The sequence below is a fragment of the Pseudomonas sp. stari2 genome (assembly GCF_040760005.1).
In the GTDB taxonomy this organism is placed as follows: Bacteria; Pseudomonadota; Gammaproteobacteria; order Pseudomonadales; family Pseudomonadaceae; genus Aquipseudomonas.
Genome location: NZ_CP099760.1, coordinates 2067343 through 2084888, shown reverse-complemented (window position 1 = coordinate 2084888; position 17546 = coordinate 2067343). Strand labels below are relative to the sequence as shown.

The window sequence follows — 17546 nt, the reverse complement described above, 5'->3', positions numbered from 1 at the left end:
ATAATGAAAAAAGTAATGCTCAAAACCACCCTTAGCCTCGCCGTTTCCTTGGCATCCACGCAGATTTTCGCAGCTGGCTTTGCCATCAACGAACACAGCATCAGCGGGATGGGAACTGGGTACGCCGGGCGATCTTCTTCTGCCGACGACGCAAGCACTGTTTATGGCAACCCTGCCGGCATGTCGCGCATCACGCGCGAACAAGTGACCGGTGGTGTTGCATTCCTCGATGCCAAAACCGATATCAGCGACGCCAGCTCCAGCCCTAACGGCGGCAGCAACAAAGGCGACATGGTGCCCTTCACCTCCGTACCTATGGGCTACTACGTCAAGCCGATCGACGAGCATTGGGCATTCGGCCTGGGTGTGTACGTACCCTTCGGCCTGATCACCGACTATGAAAACGGCTTTGCCGGCCGCTACTTCGGCAGCAAGTCCGAAGTCAAGGTCATTACCTTCCAGCCGACTGTCAGCTACAAATTCAACGACGTGGTGTCGATCGGTTTCGGTCCGACCATCAACCGCATCGACGGCTCGCTGGAATCCAACCTGTCGATCACTCAGGCTGCGCCGGACGGCAAGGTCAAGATCAAGGGTGACGACACCGCACTGGGCTACAACATCGGCGTTCTGGTACAGGCTACCGACACCACTCGCCTGGGTCTGACCTACCACTCGAAAGTCGACTACAAGCTCGAAGGCAACACCAAGGTCAACTACGGTGTGCTGGGCGCGATCGGCCTGGGTGCGAACCAGAAATACGACGCTTCGCTGAAGATCACCACGCCTGAATCCGTGGACTTCTCGGTCACTCAGGCGATCAACGACCGCTGGAACGTCTACGCCGGTACCACCTGGACCCGCTGGAGCCAGCTGGAAAAGATCACCGTCAAGAACTCCGGTGTACAGCCTTTGCTGGCTGGCCAGTTCGGCGAGATCACCGAAGAGCAGAACTGGCATGACACCTGGGCTTACGCCATCGGTACGTCCTACCAGCTGAACAAGGAATGGGTACTGCGTACCGGTCTGACGTTCGACCAGGCGCCGACCAACAACGTCGACCGTTCGCCACGCATCCCGACCGGCGACCGGACCATCTTCAGCATCGGTGCCGGCTGGAGCCCGACCGAAGACCTGACCATCGACGTTGCCTACTCGTACCTGAAGGAAGAGAAGGTCAGCATCCGCAACGAGAACGATCGCGGTCAGACCTACGATTCCAAGTATGAAAACTCGGCAAACGGTTTCGGTGTTGGCGCAACCTACCGCTTCTGATGCCACGCGGCGAGGCTAACCCCTCGCCCACTAAAAAGCCCCGCTCTCTCGACAGAGGCGGGGCTTTTTAGTGGGCGTCGATCAGGGTTTCAGAGGCTTCGACGCGATGGCTTTTTCAATCGCAGCCAAAAACTCCGGATCGTCAGGCTTGGTCAGGCTGGAGAAATTGGCGATCACCTTGCCTTGGCGGTCGACCACGTATTTGTAGAAATTCCACTTCGGCGCGCTGCTTTGCGCGGCCAGTACCTGGAACAGGTGGGTGGCTCCGTCACCGCGGACCTTCTGCGGTTCGGTCATGGTGAACGTCACGCCGTAGTTGGCATAGCAGACCTTGGCGGTCTCGGCGCTGTCCTTGGACTCTTGCTTGAAGTCATTGGAGGGTACGCCGAGCATTTCCAGCCCTTGCGCCTTGTAGCGCTGGTTGAGCGCTTCGAGGCCCTCGAACTGCGGGGCGAAACCACAGAAGCTGGCGGTGTTGATCACCACCAGCGGTTTGTCGGCGTAGCGCTGGCACAGGTCGATGGATTCCTTGGCCCGCAATTTGGGCAACGAACCTTGCAACAATTCCGGACAATCCGCGGCCTGGACCAGTCCGGTCAACGCCATCAGCAACGCAGGAACAGCACACCAGCGCTTGAGCATGTCGGGCATCCTTGAGCAGTCGTCAGAACCCGACGTTACTCGCCCTCAAAGCCTACAGGCAAGCGCCCATGCCCAACTGCATCAGCGCCAGGCCGCCCTGATGCCAGCCCCACCACACCAGCGCCAGCAAGACAGCGCCGAGTGCGGTGATGGCGATTCGTGGCCAGATTCGCTTCATGCCGCGCTCGTACGGGCCTGCAGACGCTCGACCGGACGCTCGCGCACCGGCCAGTTCAGCGCGGCCGCCAACAGGCTCAAGAGAATCGCCACTTGCCAGATCAAGTCATAACTCCCGGTCCGGTCATACACCACCCCACCCAGCCAGCCGCCGAGGAATGAGCCGAGCTGGTGGAACAGGAACACGATCCCGCCGAGCATGGACAGGTTTCGCACGCCAAATAAGGTTGCCACCGTGCCGTTGGTCAACGGCACCGTCGACAGCCACAGGAAACCCATCGCCATACCGAACAGATACGCCGTAGTCGTCGTCACCGGCAGCCACAGGAACAGCACGATCACCACCGCCCGCAGCAGGTACAGCCCGGTCAGCAAACGCGGCTTGGACATGCGTCCGCCGAGCCAGCCGGCGGTGTAGGTGCCGAAGATGTTGAACAGCCCGATCAACGCCAGCACGGTAGTGCCGACGGTGGCCGGCAGATGCTGGTCGACCAGATAGGCCGGCAGGTGCACACCGATGAACACCACCTGGAAACCACAGACGAAGAAACCAAACGCCAGCAGCCAGAACCCGGAGTGCGAGCAGGCTTCGCGCAGGGCTTCAGACAGCGTTTGCTCATGGCCGAGCACCGGCAGCGGCTTGTCCTTGAGCATGCTCACCAGCGGCACGATCAGCGCCACCAGCAGACCCAGCACCAGCAATGCCGCCGACCAGCCCAGCCAGCCAATCAGTCCGAGGGTGCCCGGCAGCATCGCAAATTGGCCGAAAGAACCAGCGGCGCTGGCGATACCCATGCCCATACTGCGTTTTTCCGGCGGAACGGCACGACCGACCACGCCGAGAATCACCGAGAAAGAAGTGCCGGACAGCCCGATGCCGATCAGCAAACCGGCACTCAGGGACAGGCCCAACGCCGTTTCCGACAGCCCCATGAACACCAGGCCCAAAGCGTAAAGCACACCGCCGATCAGCACCACTTTCGCTGCACCAAAACGGTCAGCCAGTGCGCCAGTGAACGGTTGCGCCAGGCCCCAGATCAGGTTCTGCAAGGCAATGGCGAAGGCGAATACCTCACGGCCCCAACCGAACTGGGCGCTCATTGGTGACAGGAAAAGCCCGAAACCGTGCCGCACGCCCAATGACAACGCCAGAATCAGCGCACTCCCCAGCAACACCCAACCGCACGTTCGCCACATTGAACTCATTGTTATTCTCCAGTCGCGGGTATATACCCGCTTAGATTCGGAAAAAACCGGCCCTCAGGCCAGTTCATCCAACAGCCGCAGCAAGGTTTCACGCTTCTCGGCACCCAGTCGGTCGATCAACCGCTGTTGCGCCGCTTCCCAGGCCGGCAAGGCTGCTTCCAGGCGTTGTGCGCCGGTTTCGGTAAGCCGGACGATGCGGTTGCGCATGTCTTCGCCCTCCGCCAGCGCCACCAGCCCTTCGCCTTCCAGCACCCGCAGATTACGCCCGAGAGTGCTGCGATCCAGCCCCATGGCCTCGGCCAGTTCGGAAATGCTCGGTTGATCCAGGCGCTGCAGATTGCACAGCAAAGAATACTGGGCGACGTTGATCCCGAAGCCGTCGAGAGCGCCGTCGTAATGCCTGCTGACGCCACGCGCGGCACGACGCAGGTTGGTGCACAAACACTGAGAAGGAAGCATGATGCGTGTATATACCCGCGAGTCCGTTAAATCAAGTTACAGATCAAAACAAGGCCAGCCCGACCAGCACTGCCGTCTCCAACAATTCCAGCAGTCCGCCCGCCGTATCGCCCGTGGTTCCGCCCAGTCGCCGCACCATCAAATGCCGCAGCCAGATGAACACCACGACCGACAGCAGCAGTGCCACAACAGCGTTGAACCCGGCGATCAGCACGCACACCGCCGCACTCACCACCAGCACCTGCCAACCCGTCTTGCGCGGTAGATGATCGGCCAGCGCCTGCCCCAACCCGCCGGCCCGTACATAGGTTGTGGTAAGGAACAGTCCGAGCAGCGCTGCCCGGCCAAGCAACGGCACGATGATCAACACCAAGCCTTGTTTTTGCTCGATCAACGCTAGCAACGCGGCGAACTTGAGCAGTAACACCAACACCAGCGTCACCACTGCTATAGGCCCGCTGCGCGGGTCTTTCATGATCGTCAGTGTGCGCTCACGATCACCGAAACCACCGAGCCAGGCATCGGCGCTGTCAGCCAGGCCGTCAAGGTGCAGCGCGCCGCTTAACAGCACCCACACTGTCAGCAACAACGCTGCATGCAACAGCAATGGCGCGCCGGCCAAAGCGATGTTCAGCGCCCAGAGAATCACGCCGAACAACAAGCCCACCAGCGGATAAAACAGCAGCGAACGTCCAAGCTGTTCAGGCGCCGGCATGCCCGGCAGACGAATCGGCAGGCTGCTGAGAAATTGCAGGGCGATCCACAGGGGCAGCATGTCAGCACACTTCCTTGAGCGAACCATCGGCCTTGACGATCAGCGAAAACAGCGTGCCGTGAGCGACTTCGACATTCAGCAGTTGTTCACGGGGCAAACCACGAGCCCGTGCCAGCAACAGACGCATGACGCCACCATGACTGACCAGCAACACCCGTTCCCCCGCATGTGCCGCGTGCAAGCGCATGACCGCCGCCAGCACCCGCGCTGAAAAATCGCTGACCGCCTCACCCTGCGGCGGAGTAAACGCATAGGGATCAGCCCAGAACAGCCCAAGCGCTTCGGCATCGGTTTCCATCAACGCCGCCGCGCTCTGTCCTTCCCAGGCACCGAAATGCAGCTCTTGCAGATCCTTGTCCAGAGACACCGACAGATCCCGCTGCGCGCCCAACTCATCAGCGAATCGCGCGCAACGCTGCAACGGCGAACTGACCAGCCGATCCCACGGCCCCTGCCCGATCACCGCCTCGCGCATCTGCGCCCAGCCCTTTTCGGTCAGTGCATCGTCGAGACTGCCGCGCAGGCCGCCGCCGAGTTCGGTTTCACCGTGGCGCAGCAGGTCCAGACGCAAGATCATGCGGGGCGGTCCGCCACCGCCGCTTCGGCGAAGGTCGCCATCTGCCCGTGCAGGTCGCAGGCCAGACGCAGCAACGGCACCGCCAGCGCCGCGCCACTGCCCTCGCCCAGGCGCAGGCCCAGTTCAAGAAGCGGTTCGGCGCCCAGGGTTTCCAGCACATGGCGATGGCCCGGCTCCGCGCCGCGATGCCCGAACAGCAGCCATTCACGGCAGGCCGGATTCAGACGCACGGCCACCAACGCCGCGACCGTGCAGATGAAACCGTCCACCAGCACCGCCACACCTTCCTGAGCGCACGCCAGATACGCGCCAACCAACGCTGCAATCTCGAAGCCGCCGAGATTGAACAGGGTCTGCAACGCATCACCGCGTTGTGCCGCATGCAGCGCCAGCGCCCGCTCGATCACCTGCGCCTTGTGGCTGACGCCTTCGGCATTCAACCCCGTACCGGGGCCGGTCAGATGGGCTACCGGGCAATCGAGCAGCGCACAGGCCAGCGCACTGGCAGCCGTGGTGTTGCCGATACCCATTTCACCGCCGATGAACAATTGCGCACCCGCCGCCTTCGCGCGCAGCACGCTGTCGCGACCGCCCTGCAAGGCAAGTTCACCTTGAGCCGAAGTCATCGCCGGCCCCTTGGCGAAATTCGCCGTGCCCGGGCCTATGTTCAGGTGACGCACACCCGGCAGGTTCAACGACGGGTTCACAGTGCCCAGATCTACCACTTCAAGCTGCGCACCGAGTTGCCGCGCCAGCACACTGATCGCCGCGCCGCCGCTGACGAAGTTCAGCAGCATCTGCCCGGTAACTTCCTGCGGAAAAGCCGAAACGCCTTCGGCGACAACGCCGTGGTCACCAGCAAAAATCGTGATCCAGACCTGATCGAGTGTCGGCTTGATCCGGCCCTGCAATCCGGCCAGTTGCACCGCTACCGATTCGAGCTGCCCAAGGGAGCCGGCAGGTTTGGTCAATTGCTGCTGACGCGCCGCCGCGTTTTCAACGGCGTCCGTATCCACCGGTTTGCACGGGTTCAGCCACCAGGTTTGGGTCATAACGCAGGTCCTTTCAGAGTCAGGGGCAGGCCGGCGACCGTCAGGACGACTCGCTGACAACGCTCGGCCAGAGCTTGATGCAGCCAACCGGCTTCATCGACGTAGCGGCGAGTCAATTCGCCCAGCGGCACGACACCCATTCCGGTCTCGTTGCTGACAAAAATGATTTCACCCGGCAGCGAAGCCAGGCATTCCAGCAACGCTTCGCGTTCGGCGGCGAGACGTTCGGCGTCATCGAGCATCAGCAGATTGGTCAGCCACAGCGTCAGGCAATCCACCAGCAGGCAACGCTGGGCGCTGGCGGTTTCGCGCAGCACCCGGGCCAGTTCCAGCGGCTCTTCAATCAACGCCCATTCAGCGGGACGGCGGGCGCGATGATGGGCGACACGCTCATTCATTTCGCCGTCCAGCGGCTGACTGGTGGCGATGTACGTCACCGCCAGCGCGCTGTCAGTGGCGAGTTTTTCGGCCAGGCGACTTTTGCCGGAGCGGGCACCGCCGAGGATCAACTGGAGCATGGGGACATTCCACAGAGTTCACGTAACAGCCCGGTATCCAGGTGCTTCTCCACCAGATCCGCCAGCCGCTCGATATCGCGCTCGCGCAAGCCGTGGTAATCCACCTCCTGCACATCGTTCAAACCGGCCCAGCGCAACAGCGCCGCACTGGCCGCCGGCGATTCGAACAGGCCGTGCAGGTAGGTGCCGAATATCTGCCCATCGAGACTTTGTGCACCATCGCAGCGACCGTCGGCCAGATGCACAGCGGCGTTTTCCAGCGCAGCCCCGGTCGTCACACCGGCATGAATTTCATAACCGCTGACCTCGGCATCTTCCAGCGCCAGACGCCCCCGCACATTGCGCAACTGCTTCTCGGCTTCGAGCTGCGTTTCGAACGCCAGCAGGCCCAGACCGGCGCTGGAACCCGGCGCGCCTTCAAGGCCTAGCGGATCATGGACCTGCTCGCCGAGCATTTGCAGACCACCGCAGATTCCCAGTAGCTTGCCGCCGTAACGCAGATGGCGGTTGATGGCGAACTCCCAGCCATTGGCGCGCAGATACGCCAAATCGCTACGGACGCTTTTCGAGCCCGGCAGGATGATCAGGTCGGCCGGCGGAATCGCCTGCCCCGGGCCTATGAATTGCAGATCCACCTGCGGATGTAGACGCAACGGATCGAAATCGGTGTGGTTGCTGATGCGTGGCAGTACCGGCACCACCACTTTCAAGACTTGCTCGGCCTTGTCAGTCTGACGCTGGTCGATACCGTCCTCGGCCTCCAGATGCAGATCCATCACGTACGGCAACACACCCACGACGGGTTTGCCGGTGCGCTGCTCCAGCCAGTCGAGGCCCGGTTGCAGCAAGGCGATGTCGCCACGAAAACGGTTGATGATAAAGCCCTTCACCCGTGCCTGCTCGCTCGGTGACAGCAGTTCCAGCGTGCCCACAAGATGGGCAAACACGCCGCCACGATTGATGTCGGCGATCAACAGCACCGGGCAGTCCACCGCTTCGGCGAAGCCCATGTTGGCGATGTCACCGGCGCGCAGGTTGATCTCCGCCGGCGAGCCCGCGCCTTCGACCATCACCAGCGGATACGCGGCACTCAAGCGCTCATGGGAAGCGAGAACCGCCTGCATGGCGATGGCTTTGTAGTCGTGATAGGCAACGGCGTTCATGCTGGTGACCGCACGCCCGTGGATGATGACCTGGGCGCCGGTGTCGCTGTTGGGCTTGAGCAGTACCGGGTTCATGTCGGTGTGCGGTTCAAGATGCGAGGCCTGCGCCTGCACCGCTTGCGCCCGGCCGATCTCGCCGCCGTCGGCAGTCACCGCACTGTTAAGCGCCATGTTCTGCGGTTTGAATGGCACCACGGCAAGACCCTGACGGGTCGCCCAGCGGCACAGCGCTGTCACCAGCGTACTTTTGCCGGCATCGGAGGTGGTGCCTTGCACCATTAAAGTGGTCATGCGGGTGTCTTTTCCATAGAGCGGTGCACGGCGAACGCTTGCAGGGCCTGCTCAAGACGCGCCTCATCGGCCGCATTGGCCGGCAGACCGAAACGCAGGCTGCTGTTGTGCGTGAAGAGACGCAGGAGGATGCCGCGACGAGCCATGAATTCGTGAAGTGCGTGAGCATGCTCGGTGATCAGCCACTGGAACAGCGCACAGCCACCCTGAGGCTTGAAGCCGTAGCGTTCGAGCAACGCAGCCAGACGCTCGCTGGCTTCATCACTGCGGATTCGCTGACGAGTGTGGCCTTCGGTGTCTTGCAGGCAGGCCTGCCCCAGCACGCGGGTCGGCCCGCTGACAGCCCAGGGCCCCACCTGCTCGGCCAGTAAACGGAGCAACTTGCGCTCGGCCAGTACGAACCCGAGCCGCACACCGGCCAGACCGAAAAACTTGCCGAACGAACGCAACACGATCAGTCCGACCTGATGGGCATGCGGCGCCAGGCTCAATTGCGGGGTGTTGTCCATGAACGCTTCATCGACCACCAGCCAGCCGCCGCGCTGGGCCAGCCGTGCGTGCCAGTCGAGCAACTTCGCCGGAGTCAGGTTCAGGCCAGAGGGATTGTTCGGGTTGACCACCACCAGCACGTCGAGGCTGTCGAGGAAGAAATCGACTTCCTGCTCCAGCACTTCGCGGACGATGTAACCACTGCGCCGCCAGGCCTCGGCATGCTCGGCATAACACGGCGACAGCACACCGACCTTGCCGGCCCGGCGCAGTCGCGGCAGCAACTGAATGGCCATCTGCGAACCGGCTACCGGCAGCACTTGCGCGGCGCCGTAGTAGTCGCACGCTGCCTGCTCCAGGCCGTCATCGGTTTCCGGCAAGCGCGCCCACGCCCGCAGCGGGATGTCCGGGACCGGGAACGGCCACGGCGCGAGGCCGGTGGACAGGTCGAGCCAGTCTTCTTCCGCGATACCGTATTCGAGCGCCGCCCTGCGCAGCCGGCCACCGTGCTCAAGCATAGAATTCAGCCCCCACGCAGAGAATCAGCAGCCATAACCATACCCCGCGCTGGACCAATTGCCAGCCGCGATCGATGGAATCGGCGTCGGCTGGCATGCCCTCGCCCAGTTGCGGACGCTCGTGCAGCTCACCGTGGTATATCGCCGGCCCGCCCAACTGGACGCCCAAGGCACCTGCGCCGGCGGCCATCACCGGGCCTGCGTTCGGGCTGTCCCATTTCGGTGCCTGGGTGCGCCAGCATTTCAGCGCGAGTCGGGTCTTGCCCAGCAGCGCGTAGGTCAACGCCACCAAACGTGCAGGAATGTAGTTGAGGACGTCGTCGATCTTTGCCGCGGCCCAGCCGAAACGCTCGAAACGTTCGTTGCGGTAACCCCACATCGCGTCGAGGGTGTTGCTCAGGCGATAGAGCACCACGCCCGGCGCACCAGCCACGACAAACCAGAAGATCGCGGCGAACACCGCATCGCTGCCGTTCTCCAGCACCGATTCGGTGGCAGCGCGGGCGACGGCGGTACTGTCCAGTTCACTGGTCTGGCGGCTGACCAGGTAACCCACTCGCTTGCGCGCCTCCTCCAGATCATCGCTGCGCAGGGCCTTGGCGACCGGCTCGACGTGCTCACCCAGGCTGCGCATGCCGAGGGCACAATACAGCGCAAGAATCTCGACGATCCAGCCCACATACGGCGCCCAGGAAAACGCGGTGGCCAGCAGGGTCAGCGGCAACACCGCGATCACCCACGCGGTGACACCATGGCTGCGCCAGCCGCGCCCTCCGGTATTGAAACGTTGCTCGATGCGCCCGGCAAAATTGCCGAACGCCACCAGCGGATGCCAGCGTTTCGGTTCACCCAGCAGCGCGTCCAGCGCAATTGCGGCGACACTCAGCAACGCCACACTCATTGACTCACTCCCCAGAAATTTTCATACAGCAGCTCGTTGAGCGGACGCGCCTGCGCCCACCCTTCGAGTACCAGCATCGGCGCCGGATAGAATTCCTTGACCGGCCCCAGGCAAAGCACCGCCAGCGGCTTGGCCCCGGCCGGCAGTTTCAGCAGATCGGCCAGTGCCTGCGGCTCGAACAGCGACACCCAGCCCATGCCCAGGCCTTCGGCGCGCGCGGCCAGCCACAGGTTCTGGATCGCGCAGGACAATGAGGCCATGTCCATTTCCGGCAGCGTGCGACGGCCGAAAATGTATCGTTCGCGATCGTCCATCAACGCCGCGACCAACACTTCCGCGCAGTCGTTGATGCCTTCGACCTTGAGCTTCATGAACTCGTCGCTGCGCTCGCCGAGGGCTTCGGCGGTGCGCACGCGTTCTTCTTCAACAAGGTTCTGGATCTGGCCACGCAAGGCGCGGTCGCTGATACGGATGAAGCGCCACGGCTGCATCAGGCCGACGCTCGGTGCCTGATGTGCAGCCTCAAGCAATCGGCGCAACAGTTCCGGCTCGAGCGTGCCACCGCTGAAGTGGCGCATGTCGCGGCGTTCGGCGATGGCGCGGTAGACCGCTTCGCGCTCGGTTTCAGTGAAGGCGTTGTCGGTCATGGCACCAACAGTGCGGCAATCGCCGACGGATTCGACGGGAAGTAAAAATGCACGTACGAAGCGGTCATCCGACCTTCCCGATACACCGCTTCTGCGCCGCGCCCGCCATTGGGGCTGTGGCCACGGGCGATGGGTGCCAGTTCGGTGGTGGTAAGGGAATGGTGATAAGTGTGGCCGCGCAACTGGCCTTCCGGCATGTCGACCTCTTGCAAGGCCAGCGCGGCCAGACGTTTCTGCATCACGGCATCGCCACTCAGCAGGCCGACCAAATCAGCGCGGGTGCCTTCGACATCGGTCAACGAATCCAGCAGATAGAGCATGCCGCCACATTCGGCGAGTAACGGTTTTCCGGCGGCGTGATGCGCGCGGATCGCACGGAGCATGTCGGTGTTCTGCGACAAGGCAACGTGATGCAATTCCGGATAACCGCCGGGCAAGTACAAACTGTCAGCGTCAGGCAATTGCGTATCGCGGATCGGCGAGAAGAAACTCAGCTCCGCGCCCATCGCCCGCAACAAATCGAGACTGGCGCCGTAGGTAAAGGCGAAAGCTTCATCGCGGGCGACGGCGATTCGCACGCCTTCGAGCAGCCTTTCGGTCCTGCCGATTTCAGGCGCGGCGAATTCCACGGCCGGTGGCAGCGCTACCTCGCAAGTGCCAGCCAGCGCTTCGGCGGCGGCGTCGAGGCGCACGTCGAGGTCATTGAGTTCGCTGGCCTGCACCAGACCGAGGTGGCGACTTGGCAGTTCGATCCCGGTTTCCCGGGACAACGCGCCATACCAGCGTAGGCCTTCAGTCAGACTGCCTTCGAGCAACTGCGCGTGACGCACTGTGCCAACGCGGTTGGCCAGCACGCCGGCGAACGGCAAGTCCGGCTGATAGCGCGCCAGGCCCAGCGCCAAGGCGCCGAAGGTCTGGGCCATGGCCGTGCCGTCGATCACGCCGAGTACCGGCACGCCAAAATGCCGCGCCAGATCGGCGCTCGACGGCGTGCCATCGAACAAGCCCATCACGCCTTCGATCAAGATCAGATCCGCTTCAGCGGCGGCTTCCCACAGCAGACGACGACTTTCCTGCTCGCCGACCATCCACATGTCCAATTGATAGACCGGCGCACCGCTGGCGCGCTCGAGGATCATCGGGTCAAGAAAGTCCGGGCCGCACTTGAACACGCGAACCTTGCGCCCCTGATTGCGGTGCAGACGCGCCAACGCGGCGGTGACGGTGGTCTTGCCCTGGCCGGAGGCCGGCGCGGCGATCAGTACCGCCGGGCAGTGACGTGGTTGATTCAAAGTTCGACGCCTTTCTGCGCTTTGATACCGGCCTGGAAGGCGTGCTTGATCATGCCCATTTCGGTGACGGTGTCGCCCATCTCGATCATTTCCGGCTTGGCGGCGCGACCGGTGACGATAACGTGCTGCATCGGCGGACGGGCCTGCAGATCGCTGAGCACCTGATCGAGGTCGAGGTAACCGTGCTTGAGGGCTATGTTCAGTTCATCGAGCACCACCAGACCGATTGACGGATCACGCAGCAGCTCGCGGGAGACTTCCCATGCCGCTTCGGCGGCGGCGATGTCGCGCTGGCGATCCTGGGTTTCCCAGGTAAAGCCTTCGCCCATCACATGAAAACGAACCTGCTCGGGGAAGCGGCGGAAGAACAGCTCTTCACCCGTGCTGTTGCGTCCCTTGATGAACTGCACCACGCCGCACTGCATGCCGTGGCCCATGGCGCGGGCGAGCATGCCGAACGCCGAGCTGCTTTTGCCTTTGCCGTTGCCGGTGAGCACCAGCACCAGGCCGCATTCGTCGGGCGAGTTGGCGATGCGCTCGTCGATCACGGCTTTTTTGCGCTGCATGCGCGCCAGGTGGCGCTCGTCGCGTTCAGGGGAATCAGTCATGGGGGAGCTCTCCGTTGAGGCTGGATAACGGCGGGCAGGCACAAGAATAGACGGCAACAAGCCTGGCATCGCCCACCGTGACGCCGCTGGATGGATCAGGCCGGTCTCCGGGCTCATGAGCGGCTTGCACCAGGCTGCGCGCCTTCCCGCTTTGAGCAGTGGCATCCGACGCAGCTTTCACTCATTTACCGTTGCGGGGGCAGCGCCGGGATCGTGATGGCTCTTCGCGTGAAGACCCTCCTCACCGGCTTCCCTGTTTCACTCTGTCGACAGCGGTCACAGAGCACCTGAAACAAGCCGCGAAGGTTAGAGGGTTGGGGGTGGAGCGTCAAATGAAGAGGCTCCCTGAAAGCGAATAACTGCCGTCGATCAATTATCTGACGCCAATCTTGTGCCACACTGTCAGCAGTGATATCAAAGAGCCATGCTTTTTGACTGCAGAGAGCACATCACAATAACAAGGGAGAGCACCATGCAAGGCATGATCATCAGCAATCCGCGGCTGGAATTCCTGCGCCCGGTGCTGGAACGCTGGTTTGACTGTATCGACCGCTACAACGCCGTGCGCGGCGACAATGACGCGCCTTACTGGCATGACGAAAAAGCCAACCTCGGCCTGCTGTCAGCCGCCGCCTGGATGGCCGAATTGGTGACCCTGCGTGACACCGCCACCCGCAAGCAGAACGAGGAAGGCGAACGCAATGCCCGCGCCGACCTGTTCCTGGCAGGCGCCGAAGATCGCGCCTACATTCAGGCGACCCAGCGCTGGCCGCGCGTCAACAGCCTGAATCTGACTCAGGCCCTGGCCGATATCACCGCCGACGCCAAGCGCATCAGCTACGCCAGCGATCTCAAACTCGGCTGCCTGTTCGTCGCCCCACAGAAAGCCCAGCACAGCGCCAGCCCGGAAGAACTGCAGGACATGGTCGACGACCTGCAAAAGGAGCACACCTGCGCCGTCGCCTGGTACTTTCCCTACGCCTACCGCAAATTGCGCAGCGAAGCCGGCAACTATCACCCCGGCATTGCCGTGCTTTTCAAGGAAGCCCGCGGCTGAGGGTTGAACCATCGGGCTTGTGCGCTTCTCTATGACTAAGAATGCATTCATAGGGAAGATCAGTAATGCGCAAGCCCCACCTCGTTTTCGTCATCGCACTCGCCGGAGGGCTCACCGCCTGTGGTGAATCCTCCAGCCTGCAAGTCTCGGACGGCACCGGCCCGTCCCCCAAACTGCCCGAACCGAACAAGACCCTGATCCCGACTGTGAACATCGCCCCGGCGATCGGCTGGCCGGCCGGCGCGAAACCGACGCCAGCGGCAGGCACTCAGGTAGCGGCGTTTGCCGAGAATCTCGATCACCCGCGCTGGCTCTACGTGCTGCCCAACGGCGATGTGCTGGTGGCGGAAACCAATGCACCGCCGAAACCGGACGATGGCAAAGGCATACGCGGCTGGGTGATGAAAAAAGTCATGGGCCGCGCCGGTGCCGGCGTACCGAGCCCGAACCGCATCACCCTGCTGCGTGATGCCGATCATGATGGCGTGGCCGAGACCCGCACGGTGTTCCTGCAGAACCTTAACTCGCCGTTCGGCATGACTCTGGTCGGCAACGATCTGTACGTGGCCGACACCGATCGCCTGTTGCGCTTCAACTACGAGCCCGGCGCGACCGAAATCAAGAGCCAGCCGATCAAGGTCGTGGATCTGCCGGGCGGCCCGCTCAACCATCACTGGACCAAGAACGTCATCGCCAGCAAGGACGGCAGCAAGCTGTACGTCACGGTCGGCTCGAACAGCAACGTCGGCGAAAACGGCCTGGATCAGGAAGAAGGGCGCGCAGCGATCTGGGAAGTGGACCGGGCGACCGGCAATCACCGAATCTTCGCTTCGGGCATCCGCAACCCCAACGGCCTGGCCTGGGAGCCGAAAAGCGGCGCGCTATGGACGGCGGTAAACGAGCGGGACGAGATCGGCAGCGATCTGGTGCCGGACTACATCACCTCGGTCAAGGATGGCGGCTTCTATGGATGGCCGTTCAGCTATTACGGCCAGCATGTCGATGTCCGCGCCGAGCCACAAAACCTGGATCTGGTGGCCAAGGCCATCGCTCCGGATTACGCCGTTGGGCCGCACACCGCGTCACTGGGCCTGACCTTCGCCGAGGGCGCCACACTGCCGGCCCAATTCAAGGAGGGCGCATTCATCGGCCAGCACGGCTCGTGGAACCGCAAGCCACACAGTGGCTACAAGGTGATCTTCGTGCCGTTCAGCGCCGGTAAGCCGAGCGGCACACCGGTGGATGTACTGACCGGCTTCCTCGACAAGGACGAGAACGCCCTGGGTCGCCCGGTTGGCGTGGTGATTGATCAGCAAGGTGGATTGCTGGTCGCGGACGATGTGGGAAACAAGGTGTGGCGGGTGACGGCGGCCAAATAGCCCAAACCCTGAAACAAAAAAAACCGTGGGAGCCAATATGTCCCCACGGTTTTTTATTGATTCGCAGCTTTACGGGTTATGCGCCAGATGTTCCGGCTGTAGAACGCGCTTGGCACTCAGATAAGCCTTCTGCCAATACGCTTTCGAAAGGCTGTCCAGCTTTACCGTACCGCCGGTGGCCGGGGCGTGAACGAAGCGCCCTTCCCCGACATAAATTCCCGCATGACTGACCTGAGAGCCGCCATTGGTGGCGAAGAAGATCAGGTCGCCGGTTTGCAGCCCTTCCTTGCCGACATTCGGCGCCTGCATGACGATCAACTCGCGCGTGGAACGAGGCAAGCTGATGCCGGCCGCATCGCGGTAGACAAAACCGATCAGGCCGCTGCAATCGAAGCCCGAGTCCGGCGTGTTGCCGCCCCAGCGATAAGGCGTACCCACAAGCCCGAGCGCGCGGAACAGCACATCTTCGGCGGCGGGAGAAAAAGCCTGGGAGGATCCGAACACAATCGGCGCGCGAACCACAGGGGCTGGCGGCGGAGTGCGGCTGGCGCATGCGCTGAGCAGCGCTGCGAAAAACATCAGGGCAAGGCGGGCCGTCATCGTCATAAGCAGAACATCCTGATCTGGCTGCGGCTTTTACTGCCGATTCGACAGAAAACAAAACCGCCTGCGTTGGGACGCAGGCGGTTTGCCATCAATATAGATCAGGATTCTAGCGGCTACGCGGCAAACTTCAAGTAAGACTTTAACTTCACCTTGTAAAGTTTAAGCCTATTGCCCCTGAAGGACCGCTTGTCGCCACGAGCGTGGCGACAAAGGAGTGATTACTTGCGAGCGGTAACCACGGTTGGAGCGTTCGCCAAAGCGCGTTTGGCTTCGATGAAGGTCTTGCTCCAGTAGCTGTCACCCAAGCTGTCGATGCGGACACCGCCACTGCGACGACTGCTGGAGTGAATGAACTGGTTGTCGCCCAGGTAGATCCCGGCGTGGCTTACACGACCGCGACGACCATTGGTGGCGAAGAACAGCAGATCGCCCGGCTCAAGGTTGCTGCGCGATACCAGCGGAGCATCTACGTTGATCATTTCGCGGGTGGAGCGCGGCAGGTTCATGCCGGCTTCTTCGCGGAAGAGATAGCCGATGAAACCGCTGCAATCGAACCCGGCTTCAGAGGTACCGCCAAAACGATAACGGGTACCGATCAGGGACATGCCGCGTTCAAGAATGCTGTCGGCCAGAACCGGAAGCTGGTAAGGCTTCTTGCCGTTGAAAGCGGCCAGTTCTTTTTCGGTGTCCAGCTCTTCCTGGTAAATAACGGAAGACTGGGCGGTGGCAGAATTTTTAGCCTGTTGTTGCTGCTCTTGAACAGGTGAATGAGCAGCGCAACCGAACAACAGGGTGACGAGTGCGAGAGGCACGAGGGGTGCGAAGCGCTTTAGCATGGGCACGACCGTGGCTGATAGTTGTAAAGAAGCCGAGACTATGCCCGCTATCAGCCTCATTTGCAAATTCAATCGATCTTTTTGTGACTTCCCGGTTTCTCGTTTACATCTAAGCGCTTAAGCCTATTTGAATCGAGACGCGGCCCGCGCAGTGCGCAGGAAAGCGGATTTTCTGGCGCCTGAAATATGCCGAAACCCGCTGAAAGCCCCGGTTTTACCAGCCCAGGGTTTCTTTCAGGAAGGGAATGGTCAGCTTGCGCTGAGCCTGCAAAGAGGCCTGATCGAGCTGCTCGAGCAGGTCAAAAAGCGCGCTCATGCTGCGGGTCCCGCGAGTCAAAATAAAATGCCCGACTTCATCGGTCAGATGCAGACCGCGACGGGATGCACGCAATTGCAGGGCACGCAATTTGTCTTCATCGGAGAGAGGACGCATCTGGAAAATCAGCGCCAGGGTCAGGCGCGATTTCAGATCCGCCAGTTTTACTGGCAATTCACGTGGCGAGGTTGAAGCGGCGATCAACAAGCGGCGACCGCTGTCGCGCAGACGGTTGAACAGATGAAACATCGCCTCTTCCCAGTCGGGCTTGCCGGCAATCACCTGCAAGTCGTCCAGGCAGACCAGTTCGTACTGTTCGAGGTTGTCGAGAATTTCGATGCCGCGATCCATCAACTCGGCCAGCGGCAGGTACACCGCCGGTTCGCCCATCTGCTCGAAACGCAGGCACGCGGCCTGCAACAGATGTGTACGCCCTACCCCGTGCTTGCCCCACAGATAGATGAGGCTTTCGGTCCATCCGGCGTCGGCTTCGCATAGACGCTCGACATAGCCGAGTGCAGCGGCATTGGCGCCTGGGTAGTAGTTGATGAAGGTGGCGTCGTCACGCAGACGCACACCTAGGGGCAGCTGAATCGGTTTCATGCTGACTGAACAGTTCCCAAGGAACCGTTAGTGGCCTCTGTGTAAAGTGTGCGAAGTTTATACCCGTGAAGCGGAGCGCACAATGCGACAGACCCCAAGCAAAATCAAAGGTTTGCGTTAACACACTGGTTTTATGACAGTTTCTTTGGCGCATGGGCG

20 protein-coding genes and 1 riboswitch are annotated in these 17546 nt (G+C 61.8%); of the genes, 3 read left to right on the top strand and 17 right to left on the bottom strand.

Going from position 1 to position 17546, the window contains the following annotated elements; genetic code table 11:
- The first annotated feature begins 3 nt into the window (after positions 1-3).
- On the top strand, positions 4-1275 hold the full coding sequence (locus tag NH234_RS09610; protein ID WP_367256381.1) for an OmpP1/FadL family transporter: 1272 nt from the start codon (positions 4-6) through the stop codon (positions 1273-1275).
- 81 nt (positions 1276-1356) lie between these two features.
- Here the strand turns inward: NH234_RS09610 and NH234_RS09605 are convergent, their stop codons facing one another.
- Genes NH234_RS09605 through cobO form a run of 14 tightly spaced genes read right to left on the bottom strand, consistent with a single transcriptional unit; the run spans position 1357 to position 12590 of the window.
- Positions 1357-1917, bottom strand: coding sequence for a glutathione peroxidase (locus NH234_RS09605; RefSeq protein WP_367256380.1), 561 nt, complete (start codon positions 1915-1917; stop codon positions 1357-1359).
- A gap of 52 nt (positions 1918-1969) precedes the next feature.
- Positions 1970-2095: a hypothetical protein gene (locus NH234_RS09600; RefSeq protein WP_256576024.1), complete on the bottom strand. Its 126-nt coding sequence runs from the start codon at positions 2093-2095 to the stop codon at positions 1970-1972.
- A complete protein-coding gene (locus tag NH234_RS09595) occupies positions 2092-3300 on the bottom strand; it encodes an MFS transporter (RefSeq protein ID WP_085710595.1) in 1209 nt (402 codons plus the stop codon). Before NH234_RS09595 ends, NH234_RS09600 begins: the two co-directional genes overlap by 4 nt.
- 54 nt (positions 3301-3354) lie before the next feature.
- On the bottom strand, positions 3355-3759 hold the full coding sequence (locus NH234_RS09590; RefSeq protein WP_085732304.1) for a MarR family transcriptional regulator: 405 nt from the start codon (positions 3757-3759) through the stop codon (positions 3355-3357).
- A 43-nt stretch (positions 3760-3802) separates the two neighbouring features.
- Positions 3803-4534, bottom strand: coding sequence for an adenosylcobinamide-GDP ribazoletransferase (locus NH234_RS09585; RefSeq protein ID WP_085732303.1), 732 nt, complete (start codon positions 4532-4534; stop codon positions 3803-3805).
- 1 nt (position 4535) lies between these two features.
- Positions 4536-5111, bottom strand: a complete 576-nt coding sequence (gene cobC / locus NH234_RS09580) for an alpha-ribazole phosphatase family protein (RefSeq protein WP_367256379.1) — start codon at positions 5109-5111, stop codon at positions 4536-4538.
- Entirely contained in the window at positions 5108-6163 is a 1056-nt protein-coding gene (gene cobT / locus NH234_RS09575) for a nicotinate-nucleotide--dimethylbenzimidazole phosphoribosyltransferase (RefSeq protein ID WP_085732301.1), read from the bottom strand. The genes cobC and cobT overlap by 4 nt, the downstream gene beginning before the upstream one ends.
- A complete protein-coding gene (gene cobU, locus NH234_RS09570; RefSeq protein ID WP_367256378.1) occupies positions 6160-6681 on the bottom strand; it encodes a bifunctional adenosylcobinamide kinase/adenosylcobinamide-phosphate guanylyltransferase in 522 nt (173 codons plus the stop codon). Before cobU ends, cobT begins: the two co-directional genes overlap by 4 nt.
- Positions 6669-8135: a cobyric acid synthase gene (locus tag NH234_RS09565; protein WP_085732299.1), complete on the bottom strand. Its 1467-nt coding sequence runs from the start codon at positions 8133-8135 to the stop codon at positions 6669-6671. The genes cobU and NH234_RS09565 overlap by 13 nt, the downstream gene beginning before the upstream one ends.
- Positions 8132-9142 carry a threonine-phosphate decarboxylase CobD gene (gene cobD, locus NH234_RS09560; RefSeq protein WP_085732298.1) on the bottom strand — a complete coding sequence of 337 codons (1011 nt, stop codon included), beginning with the start codon at positions 9140-9142 and terminating at the stop codon, positions 8132-8134. The genes NH234_RS09565 and cobD overlap by 4 nt, the downstream gene beginning before the upstream one ends.
- Positions 9135-10043, bottom strand: coding sequence for an adenosylcobinamide-phosphate synthase CbiB (gene cbiB, locus NH234_RS09555; protein ID WP_085732297.1), 909 nt, complete (start codon positions 10041-10043; stop codon positions 9135-9137). Before cbiB ends, cobD begins: the two co-directional genes overlap by 8 nt.
- Positions 10040-10690, bottom strand: a complete 651-nt coding sequence (gene bluB, locus NH234_RS09550; RefSeq protein ID WP_367256377.1) for a 5,6-dimethylbenzimidazole synthase — start codon at positions 10688-10690, stop codon at positions 10040-10042. Before bluB ends, cbiB begins: the two co-directional genes overlap by 4 nt.
- A complete protein-coding gene (locus tag NH234_RS09545; protein WP_367256376.1) occupies positions 10687-11982 on the bottom strand; it encodes a cobyrinate a,c-diamide synthase in 1296 nt (431 codons plus the stop codon). The genes bluB and NH234_RS09545 overlap by 4 nt, the downstream gene beginning before the upstream one ends.
- Complete coding sequence (cobO, locus tag NH234_RS09540; protein ID WP_007950401.1) at positions 11979-12590, bottom strand: cob(I)yrinic acid a,c-diamide adenosyltransferase; 612 nt, start codon at positions 12588-12590, stop codon at positions 11979-11981. The genes NH234_RS09545 and cobO overlap by 4 nt, the downstream gene beginning before the upstream one ends.
- A gap of 80 nt (positions 12591-12670) precedes the next feature.
- Positions 12671-12896, bottom strand: a riboswitch (cobalamin riboswitch).
- A 166-nt stretch (positions 12897-13062) separates the two neighbouring features.
- Here cobO and NH234_RS09535 point away from each other — a divergent pair.
- Positions 13063-13647: a hypothetical protein gene (locus tag NH234_RS09535; RefSeq protein WP_367256375.1), complete on the top strand. Its 585-nt coding sequence runs from the start codon at positions 13063-13065 to the stop codon at positions 13645-13647.
- Between the two features lie 65 nt (positions 13648-13712).
- Complete coding sequence (locus NH234_RS09530; protein ID WP_085732294.1) at positions 13713-15026, top strand: sorbosone dehydrogenase family protein; 1314 nt, start codon at positions 13713-13715, stop codon at positions 15024-15026.
- 69 nt (positions 15027-15095) lie between these two features.
- Here the strand turns inward: NH234_RS09530 and NH234_RS09525 are convergent, their stop codons facing one another.
- The 3 genes from NH234_RS09525 to hda form a co-directional block, all read right to left on the bottom strand.
- Complete coding sequence (locus tag NH234_RS09525) at positions 15096-15632, bottom strand: C40 family peptidase (RefSeq protein ID WP_085732293.1); 537 nt, start codon at positions 15630-15632, stop codon at positions 15096-15098.
- 218 nt (positions 15633-15850) lie between these two features.
- Positions 15851-16468 (bottom strand): NlpC/P60 family protein, encoded by a 618-nt coding sequence (locus NH234_RS09520; protein WP_085732292.1) that lies wholly within the window; start codon positions 16466-16468, stop codon positions 15851-15853.
- Between the two features lie 214 nt (positions 16469-16682).
- On the bottom strand, positions 16683-17387 hold the full coding sequence (hda, locus tag NH234_RS09515) for a DnaA regulatory inactivator Hda (RefSeq protein WP_025111852.1): 705 nt from the start codon (positions 17385-17387) through the stop codon (positions 16683-16685).
- Positions 17388-17546 lie beyond the last annotated feature (159 nt).